The sequence below is a fragment of the Neptuniibacter sp. UBA6509 genome, assembly GCA_002435145.1.
In the GTDB taxonomy this organism is placed as follows: domain Bacteria; phylum Pseudomonadota; class Gammaproteobacteria; order Pseudomonadales; family Balneatricaceae; genus Neptuniibacter.
In genome coordinates, this window is record DJLT01000073.1 from 1 (window position 1) to 13,784 (window position 13,784).

15 protein-coding genes are annotated in these 13,784 nt (G+C 41.9%); 8 read left to right on the plus strand and 7 right to left on the minus strand.

The genetic code is table 11. The annotated features are described in order from the left end of the window. The 3 genes from B4K11_RS09080 to B4K11_RS09090 form a co-directional block, all read left to right on the plus strand. A partial coding sequence (locus B4K11_RS09080) for a potassium channel family protein (RefSeq protein ID WP_292959336.1) occupies positions 1 to 804 on the plus strand: 804 nt, incomplete at its 5' end. A gap of 44 nt (positions 805 to 848) precedes the next feature. After that, on the plus strand, positions 849 to 1,727 hold the full coding sequence (locus B4K11_RS09085; protein ID WP_292949889.1) for a DMT family transporter: 879 nt from the start codon (positions 849 to 851) through the stop codon (positions 1,725 to 1,727). A 14-nt stretch (positions 1,728 to 1,741) separates the two neighbouring features. Next, positions 1,742 to 2,632 carry a Tim44 domain-containing protein gene (locus B4K11_RS09090; protein ID WP_292949845.1) on the plus strand — a complete coding sequence of 297 codons (891 nt, stop codon included), beginning with the start codon at positions 1,742 to 1,744 and terminating at the stop codon, positions 2,630 to 2,632. A 70-nt stretch (positions 2,633 to 2,702) separates the two neighbouring features. Here the strand turns inward: B4K11_RS09090 and yaaA are convergent, their stop codons facing one another. Then, a complete protein-coding gene (yaaA, locus tag B4K11_RS09095) occupies positions 2,703 to 3,482 on the minus strand; it encodes a peroxide stress protein YaaA (RefSeq protein ID WP_292949846.1) in 780 nt (259 codons plus the stop codon). A gap of 215 nt (positions 3,483 to 3,697) precedes the next feature. Next, positions 3,698 to 4,003 (minus strand): hypothetical protein, encoded by a 306-nt coding sequence (locus tag B4K11_RS09100; RefSeq protein WP_292949847.1) that lies wholly within the window; start codon positions 4,001 to 4,003, stop codon positions 3,698 to 3,700. Positions 4,004 to 4,217: 214 nt separating this feature from the next. Between B4K11_RS09100 and B4K11_RS09105 the strand changes: the two genes are divergently transcribed. After that, on the plus strand, positions 4,218 to 5,495 hold the full coding sequence (locus B4K11_RS09105) for a tryptophan--tRNA ligase (RefSeq protein ID WP_292949848.1): 1,278 nt from the start codon (positions 4,218 to 4,220) through the stop codon (positions 5,493 to 5,495). 25 nt (positions 5,496 to 5,520) lie between these two features. Continuing rightward, on the plus strand, positions 5,521 to 6,378 hold the full coding sequence (locus B4K11_RS09110) for a sulfurtransferase (RefSeq protein WP_292949849.1): 858 nt from the start codon (positions 5,521 to 5,523) through the stop codon (positions 6,376 to 6,378). 23 nt (positions 6,379 to 6,401) lie between these two features. Here the strand turns inward: B4K11_RS09110 and B4K11_RS09115 are convergent, their stop codons facing one another. Continuing rightward, positions 6,402 to 7,226 carry a DUF547 domain-containing protein gene (locus tag B4K11_RS09115; RefSeq protein WP_292949850.1) on the minus strand — a complete coding sequence of 275 codons (825 nt, stop codon included), beginning with the start codon at positions 7,224 to 7,226 and terminating at the stop codon, positions 6,402 to 6,404. Between the two features lie 319 nt (positions 7,227 to 7,545). Between B4K11_RS09115 and B4K11_RS09120 the strand changes: the two genes are divergently transcribed. Then, positions 7,546 to 8,466 carry a Dyp-type peroxidase gene (locus B4K11_RS09120; RefSeq protein ID WP_292949851.1) on the plus strand — a complete coding sequence of 307 codons (921 nt, stop codon included), beginning with the start codon at positions 7,546 to 7,548 and terminating at the stop codon, positions 8,464 to 8,466. Between the two features lie 82 nt (positions 8,467 to 8,548). Next, a complete protein-coding gene (locus tag B4K11_RS09125; protein WP_292949852.1) occupies positions 8,549 to 8,746 on the plus strand; it encodes a hypothetical protein in 198 nt (65 codons plus the stop codon). Between the two features lie 77 nt (positions 8,747 to 8,823). Here the strand turns inward: B4K11_RS09125 and cysK are convergent, their stop codons facing one another. Beyond that, positions 8,824 to 9,792 (minus strand): cysteine synthase A, encoded by a 969-nt coding sequence (gene cysK / locus B4K11_RS09130; protein WP_292949853.1) that lies wholly within the window; start codon positions 9,790 to 9,792, stop codon positions 8,824 to 8,826. Positions 9,793 to 10,019: 227 nt separating this feature from the next. Here cysK and B4K11_RS09135 point away from each other — a divergent pair, with 227 nt between their 5' ends. Continuing rightward, complete coding sequence (locus B4K11_RS09135) at positions 10,020 to 10,490, plus strand: tetratricopeptide repeat protein (protein ID WP_292949854.1); 471 nt, start codon at positions 10,020 to 10,022, stop codon at positions 10,488 to 10,490. Between the two features lie 44 nt (positions 10,491 to 10,534). Here B4K11_RS09135 and B4K11_RS09140 read toward each other — a convergent pair whose 3' ends face one another. From B4K11_RS09140 to B4K11_RS09150, 3 genes are all read right to left on the minus strand, one after another. Continuing rightward, positions 10,535 to 11,146 (minus strand): tRNA-uridine aminocarboxypropyltransferase, encoded by a 612-nt coding sequence (locus B4K11_RS09140; protein WP_292949855.1) that lies wholly within the window; start codon positions 11,144 to 11,146, stop codon positions 10,535 to 10,537. Positions 11,147 to 11,149: 3 nt separating this feature from the next. Further along, entirely contained in the window at positions 11,150 to 12,556 is a 1,407-nt protein-coding gene (locus tag B4K11_RS09145) for a DUF4139 domain-containing protein (protein ID WP_292949856.1), read from the minus strand. A 151-nt stretch (positions 12,557 to 12,707) separates the two neighbouring features. After that, on the minus strand, positions 12,708 to 13,784 hold a 1,077-nt coding region (locus B4K11_RS09150; RefSeq protein WP_292959337.1), incomplete at its 5' end, for an SUMF1/EgtB/PvdO family nonheme iron enzyme.

Below are 13,784 nucleotides of genomic sequence, written 5' to 3' on the forward strand. Positions count from 1 at the left end.
GGTCGGTTTGGGCGTGCGTTGTATAGAGCGTTCGATGAAAGTGATGTAGATCTAACGGTTGTGGATATTGACGCTAGTAAAATTGCGGATATTCCCCATCAGGTAACAGGTATAGGGACAGAAGCTACTACGCTAATGGAAGCGGGCGTGCAAGATGCTGTAGGTATTGTTGCTGGTACAGGAAATGATGCGGACAATCTCTCTATTCTGATGACCGCGCGGGAGTTAAATTCTAAGCTATTAACGGTAGTGCGTCAGAGCATTCATGCAAATAGTCTAGTTTTTAAAAATAGCCGGGCTGATTTTATAATGGAGCCTGGACGAATCATTGCTAATCGAATATTAGCCCATGTTAAATCGCCACTGCTTCCTACTTTTATTGAGGAGATGCAGCAGCGTTATGATGATGTATGGGCGCATACATTGATCAACAGGATGAGTAGTGTTGTTGGTGACAATGAATTAGACAGTTGGGCTTTTACTGTGAGTGAAGAGGAGACTCCAGCTCTAATGGAGGCCTATCGCCAAGGCTTTGAGTTGAAACTGTCTTTGTTTTTTAAGGATCCCCATAACCGTAAACGTAATTTACATGCGTTCCCTTTAATGGTTCGCCGAGGTGAGTTAATTGAGATGTTGCCAGGGGAGCTCGATATAGTAGAGCCTGGTGATGAGATACTTATCTGTGGACTGAATAAGTCAAACCGTCGAATGCAGTGGATCGCTAAAAATTATAATGTATTGCATTATGTGTTGACCGGTAATGAAGCAAGTAATAATTTGCTCTCACGTTTTTTATTAAAATGAAATAAAAGGCTATCACTTTAGAGGTAAGGTTTCTGGCTTATTTCCTGTTAGTCCTAACGACTCTGTTTTGGGCGGGTAATTTTGTTTTAGCGCGTGCCTTTTCTGTCGATATTTTACCCATGACGTTAGCCTTTGTACGTTGGATGGGTGCTTTCATTATTCTGCTCCCTTTTATTATTCCTGTGGTGTATAAGCATCGCCAGGTTATCTTATCTAATAGACTACTTTTATTTTTATTTGGTGCACTAAGCGTTGCAGGTTTTACTACGCTTGCATATATAGGATTGCAATCAACAACTGCTTTAAATAGTACGTTGATGCAATCTACTATGCCGATAATGATTCTAATTTTGAGCTCTGTGTTTCTGAGAGAATCTATACTTTTAAAGCAGTGGATGGGTGTGGCAATTTCCTTGGGTGGCCTAGTACTTCTAGTCAGTCAGGGCGATTTGTCGGTATTGATGTCTCTTGATTTTAATAGCGGTGATCTATGGATCATTTCTGCGATGCTGGTATGGGGTATCTATAGCATCGCTTTACGATGGAAACCTAAAGAGTTACCGAGATTTGCTTTTTTTGCTGTGACATTGATTGCAGGGGTTGCGATACTTGCTCCTTTATCTTGGTGGGAGCTAAAAGATGCGAAACCTATTGAGTGGAACCAAGATCTTTATTTTTTAGTAGGGTATTTAGTCGTATTTCCCTCTATACTATCGTATCTATTTTGGAATTATGGCGTTGAAAAATTAGGCGCCCAACGAGCCGGTCTGTTTATACATTTGGTCCCCCTATGGGGAATGCTGCTGTCAGCAGTGTTTTTAGGGGAATCTATCCATGCCTTTCATTTATGGGGTATGGCTTTAATTTTCAGCGGAATCTATTTCGCTGTAATTTCCGGCAAATCACTAGAAAAGAGCCTGTAAGGTTAGGAGAAACAATGCGGACATTTTTTGTCACACTGATGGCAGTATTTCTTATTACACTTCCAATCGCAGAATTAGCAGAAGCAAAACGCTTTGGTGGAGGCTCATCATTCGGTAAGAGTTTCACATCTAAAAAATCACAATCTGCACCAGCTCAAAAGCAATCTTCGGCAACAAACAGTACGGCACAAAAGAATGCAGCAGGAACAACTAAACGTAGTGGTTTTGGCGGGATGATGGCAGGTCTTCTTGCTGGTGGCATTTTTGGCGCGTTGTTATTTGGTGGTGCGTTTGATGGTATTCAGTTTATGGATTTACTGTTAATTGCGGGTGTGATCTTTATTGTTTATAAAATTTTCTCAATGCGGAAACAGTCGCAACCTCAGCAGCAACCTTCGTACGCAAATGGTCCACAGCAGTATGAAATAAAACCTCATAATGAGCCAATGCAGCGTGAAGCTGCACCTGAACAAAAAGAAGAGTTTAAGCCAATGCCTTCTTTCAGTTCCGGTTGGGGGGAAGCAAATGATATTAAGCTACCTAGCTGGTTTAATCAGGAAGCTTTTCTTGAAGGTTCGCGTGAGCATTTTGTGAAATTACAAAAGGCTTGGGACGAAAATAACTGGGAAGAGATTCAGACTTACACAGCACCCGAGATGTATAACCTTCTTAAGGAAGAGCGTGCTAAGTCACCTGACGACCAGAAAACAGAAGTTGTGTCTGTAATGGCAGAGTTGGCTAATTTTACTGATGGTAAAGATGAAGTCATTGTCAGCATCAATTTTTATGGTTGGTTGAAAGAAAATTCAGAAGAAACTGCTGAATTTAATGAAACCTGGCACCTTTCTCGAGATATGCGTGTTGAGAATGGGGATTGGTATATTGTAGGTATTCAGCAAAACTAATTTTAGTTTTAGCTCTATTAGAAAAAAGCCAAAGCGAATGCTTTGGCTTTTTTATTTCTAAGATTGACTCCTAATCTTCATCATGATCACGAATGAACGTCCAGTTGTCTCCCTCAGACATCGTTTCACTGAAACGGTAACCTTCAAGGTCAAAGTTTTTTAGTTGCTCTGGCGTGTCTATTTTGTTTTGGATGATGTATCGAGTCATTAAGCCTCTAGCTTTCTTCGCATAAAAACTGATCATCTTATATTGACCATTTTTCCAGTCTTTAAAGACCGGTGTAATGATGCGAGCTTGGAGGTTTTTCTCTTTAGCAGCTTTGTAATACTCGTTAGACGCAAGATTGATAAGTACAGGGTTTGAATTTTGTGTTAGTTCTTGGTTGAGCGCATCACAAATAATAGTGCCCCAGAACTCGTATAGATTCTTACCACGGGCGTTTTGTAAACGTGTTCCCATCTCTAATCGATAGGGCTGCATAAGATCTAGCGGTTTAAGAATTCCGTATAGCCCGGATAGGATGCGAAGGTGGTCTTGGGCAAATTGGAGATCATCCTCACTCAGTGTTTCAGCATCAAGGCCAGTGTAAACATCTCCTTTAAATGCTAATACAGCCTGTTTAGCATTTTCAAAGCTGAACTGTTCTTCCCATGATTCATATCGAGCCACATTTAGGCTTGATAGTTTGTCGCTTAGCTTCATGAGTGCGGCAACATCTTGCACGGAAAGTTTTCTAAGCTCATCAATTAAAAGCTGAGAGTGATCTGTAAAACGAGGCTGTGAGTGAGTTTGTGTCACTGGAGCCGTATCGTAATCAAGTGTCTTTGCAGGCGAAACTACAATTAGCATAGGAATAAGTCTGTATTAAGTGAAAAGATTAAAGGAATAATAGCGTTGTCGGCCGTTACAAAAAAGACCATTTTTTAGATGGTCTTTTTTAATGTCCACTCTATGGGGTTGAAAGAGCGATCAAATTTCCCTGTTTACGGTTTTCGAGAGGCAGTCAGAATGTCTGCAATTGTTGTCTTGCACTTGCACCCTCTCTAGCCTGAGGTGTTTGATACTTATTCGTAGGTTCTTTCGTTAGTCTTAGTTGTAGAGTTTTTCCTATTTGAATAAATAGTATGGAGAAAAATACATAGAGCTGTCCCCAACCAAACAAACAGAGCAGGCATAATAGGGTTCTCAAATGAGCCTAAAATTTTAAGAACAGCGCCTGAGAATAGAAATCCTCCGAACAGACAAAGAATGCCAGACATGATGGACGTGACAATGAGGGGGATAGAGCGTTCGGTACTGCGAAAAATATACCAGCCTGCACTGGCAAACAGAGCGGTGAGTGTCATCCAAGAGGCGATTGATTCAGTCATAGATATCTCAATGTATATTGTTATTATTTTGCTCTTTTTACCACCTTATAGAGGGTGGTGTCACCAAGACATTCGGTTGATGATGTTAAGAGGATCGTTTGGGCGAAATTACTCCTTTTTTTCGGTATTATGTTGGGCATTCATATGGCGGTTTTGTCATGTTGCCTGAATAAACAGTTTTTCAGGCAATTTAGGTTTAAGAGAAGATAATTAAATGGAAAAGAAAACAGTTCTGACGGGTATTACAACAAGTGGTACGCCGCATATTGGTAACTACCTAGGTGCAATAAAACCTGCCATCGAGCTTAGCCAGGGCGATACGTATAACAATTTCTATTTTCTTGCGGATTATCATGCCCTAATTAAGTGCCATGATCCCGATCGTGTTGCTCAATCAACACGTGAGATTGCAGCGACTTGGTTAGCTTTAGGCTTAGACACAGATAAAGCGACCTTCTATCGTCAGACTGATGTGCCAGAAATCACAGAGCTAACATGGATCCTAACCTGTATGTGCTCTAAAGGGTTGATGAACCGAGCACATGCTTATAAAGCGTCAGTTGATGCAAATCGTGAAGCGGGTAATGCAGATCTGGATGACGGCGTGACTATGGGGTTGTTTAGTTACCCTATTTTGATGGCGGCTGATATCTTAATGTTTAATGCAGATCTCATTCCTGTAGGAAAAGATCAGATACAGCATATTGAGATGGCGCGCGATGTCGCTGGCCGTTTTAATCATACATACAAGAAACTTTTCACCGAACCTCAAGCGGTTGTTGATGAAGAAACGCAGCTGATCCCAGGTTTAGATGGTCGTAAAATGTCTAAGAGTTATGACAATACCATCCCTCTCTTTTGTGGTCCTGATGAGCTTTATAAGCTGATAAAGCAAGTGAAAACGGATACAAAAGCACCCGGTGAGCCTAAAGATGCTGATACGAGCACTATTTTCCAGCTGTATAACTGTTTTGCTAATGAGCAAGAAGCGGCATCAATGCGTCAACAGTTTGAAAACGGTATTGGTTGGGGTGATGCTAAGAAGGAGCTGTTTGAGTTCTTAGATAGCAAACTCGCAGCGCCACGTGTTCGTTACAATGAATTGATGAATGATCTTGGTGCGGTAGAAGAGGTGTTATTAAAAGGTGCTGATAAAGCGCGTGCAGTGGCATCACCACTTATGGATCAAGTTCGTATCGCCTCAGGCATTCGTCCGTTGACTTATGTCGCGGCTGAGAAAACAGAAGAGAAGCAGAAGAAAGAGAAATCTGCCGAAGCAATTGCGCGTGCCGAAGAGGGACGTCGCCGTGGAATACTGATGCAGCTTAAACCTTTGCTAGCTCAAGTAGAGGATGCGGATGACAAACCGGCTATGGCTAAGTCTTTAATTGCTGATAAAACGGCTCAAGTTGAAAGTTTAAAGAAAAAAGCTAAACAGAAAGCACAAAATGAGCTGGATGTTTTACAAGAAGAGCTTGCCGCATACCTATAAGGTTATTTAAAGGGTAACTGGGAATATGTTTACCACGATCATCAGTGTAGAGGATTTAAGGTCATTATCTACAACCCCTATGGTTGTGATTGATTGTCGATTCAATTTAGCTGATACGGAAGCTGGACGAACCGCTTACGGTGTTGATCATATTCCGGGTGCTTTTTATCTCCATCTTGATGAGGATCTTTCTTCTCCAATTACCTCTTTCAGCGGAAGGCACCCTCTACCCGATCTTAATTTATTAGCGCAGAGTTTGGTTTCTTTCGGTATAACCGATCAGACCCAAGTCGTTGTATATGATGACTGCGCAGGGGCGATGGCTGCTCGAGCATGGTGGTTGATCAAATGTTTAGGACATGAGGCTGTAGCTGTTTTGGACGGGGGGTATCCTGCTTGGCTGTCTACGTCTATTGAGCATTCCCAATCGGGTCATTCAAAATCTAGTTCAAAGGCAGATGCTTTAGCTTTAAATACTGTTTACAACCATTTACCACAAAACACACTAAGCGCTGATCAATTAGCCGCCCTATTAGCGAGTCGTCAGATATGTTTAGTGGATGCGCGGGCAGCTGAGCGTTTTTGTGGTGATGTAGAACCTATTGATCCTGTTGCAGGTCATATCCCAGGGGCAGTCAATCGTCCTTTAACGGATAATATTGAAAAGGGTTTGTTTAAAACACCTGAAAAGTTACGTGAAGAATGGCTCTGCATTATCGATAGTTTTCCTGCAGAGGATGTTGTTCATATGTGTGGTTCTGGGGTGACCGCTTGTCATAATCTGTTAGCGATGGATATTGCAGGTTTAAAGGGTAGTAAAGTATATGCGGGCTCATGGAGTGAGTGGATTCGTGATCCTAAACGGCCTATTGCTAAAGATTAATCTTCACCTCTCGTTATCGATCATTATTTGTAATCATTGAGTTGCCAGTTATATTGGTCGTTGTGAATCTTGTTAAAAGTAGCTAAACGCTTTTGTAATTCAGGTTTTGCATAGTGGGTTAGGTGTTGAATAACTCCCTTATCATTACCGCCAAAATCGTCTTGAAACCATTCATAAATACTAGAAACGATTAACTTGCCACTTTTTACATTCACGCCTCTAGGATGATTGATAAATGATACGGCAGCGTTATCTAGCTGCTCTTCCATGTTTTCAGCGGTAAATGCCTGCGTGCTTATGTTCGGACAGCCGATGGAAGCGCAGTTAACCGCATAATGGATGCGAGGGTCCTTCCAGATGGGGCGAAGGATTCGGTGCTCGATATCATCCAAGCTTAATGCTTCACTTTCTACACTGACTATCTTTTTCTTCCATGGGCCACGAGTGAAAAAGCCAGAAGAAAGCTTTATTTTTAGAATCGACTCAACTGGATAATGATCCAAAATAATGTCGATAGTCAGTGCATTATAAAGATTGATCCAAAAAGCGCGCTGTTGCTCTTGGTTAAATTCACTAATAGGAAGAGAACTGGTTAGCTGTATATACTGCTTAAGCGCGGTTCTATCTTCCACTGTAACTTTACTGTAAGCGACTCGATTGAGTTGAGTGGAATCTTCTATTACATATTTTTTAAGAAATAGACTCCAAGGTTTATGGTCTATATTGCTTTCATTCTTGGTGTTATGTTGCAACCATCTTTCCCATAAGTCAGCTTTTGGGGCTGATTGCGCCTCTAGTGTTAAGGTCATAATCGACAAGAATAACAACGTTTTAAGAAAATATATCATTATGGGTATCTATCAGCTTCTTCGCGAATGGTGCTTACAGAGTGATCCAGTTTCGTCGTTAACGATTTTCGACAGGCAACCAGCATGTCTGTAATCGTTGCCTTGAGCTTGAACCGCTCTTTAAGCCTGAGGTGCTTGGGACTTATTCGTAGGTTCCTTAGTCTAAGACCAGAACGCCGTTAGATAATTCAATATAGTTTAAAACAGAACTAAAGATTCATGATTAGTATTATTTATGAGCTTAATCAATAAGCTTTAATAGGCCTATGTGTAGAGTCATTTTATACTGAAGTAAATATGTGTCGGAAAGGGAGTTGTTATGCCGTATCAGTCAGGTGTTGTAGCCGAAGCGAGTAGTGCCGCGTTATTTATTACATTTAACCAAACCCAGAATAAGGGCGCAGAAGCAAAAGTTAAAAAGGTTTTATCTCAAGTCACAACCTTAGAGCAGGAATATAACGATCAAGAACCTGATGCATCGATTAGCATCGTTGCCGCTATAGGCAGTAGTTATTGGTCCTTGATTGCTGGAGATAGCAAGCCTGCTGAGCTAACTTCATTCCCAAGTTTTGAAAGAGGGGAGGGTGTTGCCCCGAATACTCCCGTTGATCTTCTGTTTCACATTCGTTCTGAACGCAAAGATATTAACTTTCAGCTGGCGCAAATCTTAACTGAGCGTTTAGGTGATTCTGTTGAGTTGGTGGAGGAGATTGAAGGGTTTAAATTTTTAGATTCTCGCGATCTAACGGGTTTTGTGGATGGGACTGAAAACCCCCAAGGAGATGATCGTGTTGAGGTTGCAGTCGTAGGCGATGAGAATAAGGCTTTCCATGGAGGCTCATATATTCATCTACAGCGTTACGTTCATAATATGACGTACTGGAATCAGCAGCCGGTAAAACACCAGGAAGATACGATTGGCCGAACTAAAAAAGATAATGTTGAATATGTAAGCTCAGATAAAGCTTTAACATCCCATACTAAGCGTACTTCATTGAAAGATGATCAAGGAAATAGCGTTGAGATTTTGCGCCACAGCATGCCTTACGGTGATACGCAGCAGTGTGGTCTGATGTTTGCGAGTTACTGTCGTACGCCTAAGAATTTCACATTGATGTTACAAAGCATGATCGAGGGTGATGGACAAGGTCATACGGATCATCTATTGAAGTATACTCGAGCTATGACAGGGCAAGCTTTTTTTGCTCCAGCCTCTGAATTTCTGTCAACATTGGCTTAAGTCTGTTTTGTAGAATCTCACTAACTTTTTCAGATTGAACTATGCTTATCTAGATAAGAAAAATAAAAGCGGTGGGTTGAAAATGCGGTCTGATTTAAGAGTTCATGCGATAGCTGTGTTATCGGTGGATGGTGAAAATTATGAAATCGACGGGTGTTATAAAGGTAAGCAGCGTAAACCCCAGTGGTATAACGTTGTAAAAAGCAGTAATCCTAAAATACACATTGATCGTTTAGGAGAGTTTCCTTCACACGATAAAATCAGGCAATTGATTAACTAAATTGTTTGATGAAACCAATCAAAAAAACCGGGGTGTCAAACACCACCGGCTTTTTCATACTCGTAGGTAATATGCTCTTATTGCACAGATTCGTTGTCGCTGAACATGCCTTCAAATAAAGCGGAAGAAAGGTAACGTTCGCCCGAATCAGGTACGATTACAACAATGTTTTTATCTGCATTCTCTGGTTGTTGAGCTACGCGAAGTGCTGCACAAACCGCTGCACCTGATGAAATGCCTGCCATGATGCCCTCTTTTTCCATTAGCTCGCGGGCTGTCGCAATAGCATCTTCATTACTGACTTGTTCGACTTGATCGATCAGTTCAAGGTCTAAGTTTTTAGGTACAAAACCCGCACCGATGCCTTGGATTTTATGAGGAGAGGGTTTTACCTCATCACCGTTCAGTGTTTGAGTGATAACAGGTGAATCAACCGGCTCAACGGCGACAGAGGTGATCGCTTTGCCTTGTTGGTTCTTAATATAACGAGAGATTCCTGTAATTGTTCCGCCCGTACCTACGCCAGCAACCAGCATATCGATTGTGCCGTCTGTATCATTCCAAATCTCCGGCCCTGTTGTTTTTTCATGTATTTCTGGATTTGCCGGGTTTTCAAATTGCTGCAGCATCATATGTGTATCGGCATTTGCGTCTACAATCTCTTGAGCTTTTTCGATAGCCCCTTTCATTCCTTTAGCGGGTTCGGTCAGAACAATAGTTGCACCTAGAGCCTTCATTATTTTGCGGCGTTCAAGGCTCATAGAGGAAGGCATGGTAAAGACAATGTCATACCCTCGTGATGCAGCAACAAATGCTAAGGCGATGCCTGTGTTTCCGCTGGTGGGTTCAACCATCGTCATACCCGCTTTAAGTGCTCCGCTTTTTTCCGCAGACCAGATCATATTGGCACCGATACGACATTTTACTGATCCAGCAGGGTTGCGAGACTCTATCTTTGCGAAAATATTCAGTCCAGGGGCTAAACGTTTTAGATGTACTAGTGGAGTGTGGCCTATTGTGAGTGAGTTATCTTCGTAAATTTTCATGTCGCTACCGATGTCCCTTGTAAATGGCCTATATATTGAAAATGAATATAGGAAAAGTTTTTTATACAGCATTTAATATAGAAGTTTTATCGTAGAATACAGCATCGGATCAAGAAGTTTTTCCTGTCAGGCTAGCGTTTGTTATATTAGCTATTATTGATGTTTTGTGCGGCTTGTTGATTGAGCCTGCTATTTACGCTGAGTGAGTTTTTTCTCTGGAGTTTTTAATGCGAGTTATTTCAAAGTTCATTGCGCCAATGGTGTTCTATATTGCTTACAGTTTGTTTCGTTCTTCAATTAAACAGAAGTCCCTTAAAAAGCATACAGTTGTAATGAAATTATTTAGATTTTGTGCTGATAATGGACATGGAAAAGCGCTTTCTGTCTATGGACACCTCCTGCATTTTAAGGGGGAGGGGGAGCAGAATAGAATTCAAGGGGGTATCTATCTACAGCGTGCGGCAGAAAAGGGCGATGATAAAGCTCAGTATCAGATGGGGCGGATCTTTGAAACAGGTTACGAGCACTACTTTCAGCCAAATGCTTCTAAATCAGTAGCTTTTTATCAGCTAGCTGCTGAGCAGGGGCATCAGTTAGCTATTAAACGGTTAATCGATGCTTATCGAGAAGGCGCACTGGGGCTCGATGCTGATCCTGAAAAGGAGCAGTTTTGGCAAGATAGGCAGGCTAGCGTTTGACTTGATAGGCTAAAGCTAGGTTTTAAGTTCGGTACGTTATCGATTTAGTTACGTTTAGAGGCTTTATAACACGTTAAAAAAGAATCAAATGCGTGAGTTAAGTTTTCTGCGGGGGTCTTATCTTCGCATAGCTCCAGTAGTTCAATGACCGTTTCCGCCGTACATAAGTGGTCTAAATCAGGATTGCGTCTCAAGTCATATCGGCTCGGTGTTTGCGGATCAAATGCCAGTAGTGGTAGATCTGCTAGCCACGGACTTTTTCTTACAATCTTTCGCACCTCTTTCCAAGTGCCATCAGGCACGATGATCAGCGTGTTTCTCTTATGATCAATTTTAATAGCCTGCTGGCGAGCTTTAAGTTCAGGCCTATCAGCCGGGAATAGCAGCCATGCATCAGTATCTTTATCATTGATCTGTTCAATGAGAGTCGATGGGGGTTCATTACGTTTCCAAATATAGTTTTCTGCATTAGGAAGCGTTTTCAGAATTATTTTGCTGGTAGAGGTTGGCCTTGAAGGCTCATTTTCATGCAGTAAAAGTACAATTTTTACTTTGCTTTTCTTCGAGGAAATTTGACTGCAGCAGCACCATTTTGAGGCTACGCCGCAGTCGAGGCAATAAGTAGGATTACCTTTATGGATAGCGTTAATAGACAATGTTTAACGCTTCTCCATTTTAACTTGGAAACGGAGCAGTTGTTCTCCGTTGGCTGGTACGGTGATTTTCCACTGGGCGCTGCCGCCTAGTACTTTCTCAAATTTAATATTACTGCTTTCCATCTCCCATACTAGGGGGAAGTTAGCTGTCATGACTAAGTTGGCTGGAGTTGAGCGACTGTTTGTTAGGCGTAGCTCTTGGCCGACCTTAAAGCCGTTAAAGACCGTGCTAAAGTGAGTTTGCTTACGATGGATTGATATATCAAATGCCTTGCCCTGCCTAACTTCGACCTCATCGCCTTTGCCCGTATGGCTAATGTTACTACCGCCCATGAATTGGAGCTGGCCTTTACTATCTGGACTAAATGTTCTTATTTTTCCTGCCGGAAGAGGTAAGCCTAAATTGGACGCTTTATCGTTCATAAATTTAAGCGTTAGGTTAGGTTTAACCCGGTGTTGGTTCCGTTCTAATGTGGGATAGACTAAAAATTCATAATCGTAGCTACGGCTAATTGGAACATTTTTCGCTGTTAGGAAAGAGACTTGCTTAACTTGACCATTAAGCAGATCAACTTTATGTGGCAGATTGAATAGGTGGAAATCACCGATGCTTTCCTGCTGTATAGACTTGGCTTGTGGCGCGCGTGATAGCGTTGCAAAATCTTCTTGTAAGGCCGCTGCATGGCGAACACCTGGGTTATTTAGGTCACCTGCGACTAGAGCAATTTGTGCATTTTTAAAATCAGTGCCTGTATGGTTTGTTAGGCTAGCCAGTCCATCAAAACTTACTTTGGTACCCGCCTCATTAAGGGTCATGACGTAATCCATTCCCCAATTTAAACCGCCTGTTAGGTAACTGATTCCTGCAGTTTGTGCACGGGATGTACCTGCACTACGAAAGCTTAAACTTGGTTTCGAAAGCAGCTGGTTTGGAAGGTTAGGGTAGATAAAACGCCAGCTGTTATTTAATGGAACGCTTTCAAAGCGATTATTACGCTTAATTAAGGCTCGACTGCCATCGACATTAATCAGCTGAACAAGACTGATAACTTCTTTGCCGGAGACTGGGTTTAATCGGGCGAGTTGTAGCTCCTTCCCAATATAGTGCTGTAGTAGATTATGTTGATTGAGTAAATTTGTATTTAGATTTTGCTCTAAAATTTTTCCTGCATTATCGATACGTAAGCTTTCAACTTGAAGCTGTTTACTGACATCTTCTAATGTAACCGATTGGCCTGATTTTAAACTTGGCAGCAAACGTGTTTCTCGAACTAAACCTAGATTTTGATTGTAGAGCGTAAGATCAAGTGATTCACGTTGCGCAGAATCTATCTTCAAAGAATCTGCGTGGGCGGGATATATGGTGAAACCTGCCAATATAAGAGAAGCACTGAGTGTTGTAATACGCATTGTGTTTATCCTTGAGAACGAGTCTCTAACTTAGCATTAGTATAATGAATCAAAACTGTATCATTAACTTGATACAAGTTATCGAGGGGCTGTTTGGCTGCATTGTTAAGTCTTCAGCTTATTTGAAATCAAGTGCCCCAATTAGGTGGATTTATTTAATATCGAGTGCAACTCGAAAGCCCCAGCTATTTCTTTTAGCATCTACCGGGTGTCTATATCGACTTGCAGGGCGAATTAAACGGTCAATTTCGAACCAGGAACCACCACGCATTGCGCGGTTTTTACACGGTTTTTCTTCATAAGCTGAACCATCAATTGGAGCTTGCCTATAATTATCTGCATAGCAGTCGGCAACCCATTCATCAATATTGCCGGTCATGTCATGCAGCCCCCATCCATTTGCTGGGAAACTGCCGACAGGAGCCGGTTTTTTTCCATCAAAGGGACTGTCGCAACCTGCACATACTGCCATGTTTGGTTTCAGATCGTCGCCCCACCAGTAAGTTGTTAATGTGCCGCCGCGCGCAGCGTACTCCCATTCTGCCTCTGAAGGTAGTCGATATGGCTGCCCAGTTTCATTGCTCAGCCAGTCTGCATAAGCGACTGCATCTCTCCAGCTAACATTGATTACTGGCTGATTTCCCCGACCCCAACCTGAGTCATCCGGTAAGGAGCGTTTGGTGGCGGTAGCAAACAGATCATATTCAGCGAAAGTAATTTCAAAACGGGACAGTGCAAAAGGCTTTTCGATGGTAACTATATGTACAGGCTTTTCGTTGTCATCCCCTACATCCGCTTGATCACCCATTCGAAAGTCTCCTGAAGGAAGTACAACCATCTCAGGGCCATAGACTTTCTCGTTGATTTGATCCTTAAATATTTGTTGTCCGGGGTTATCTGGCTCGGCTGTTTTAAGTAGTTTCTGTGTGTCTTCTAACTGCTGTTGAAGCAAGGTTAGCTCTGTTTGAGCGGTTGCTAACTGTTGTTCTTTTTTACTATGCAGCTCTTGTTGTGCATTTATGGAATCGTACATCTGCTGCAGTGCTTCTTGTTGTTTTTTTATCTGTAGAGCTTGGAAGTTATTTTCTTTGAAATTGATAAACTCTGATGTTCCCCAACCGAAAAGGTAACCTGTAAGAAATAGAATTAAACTTACGAGTGTATAAGTCACATATTTGGGAAGTGAGAGATTTTTTAGGGAGAACGCTTTGAGCTTATCTTTTAATGA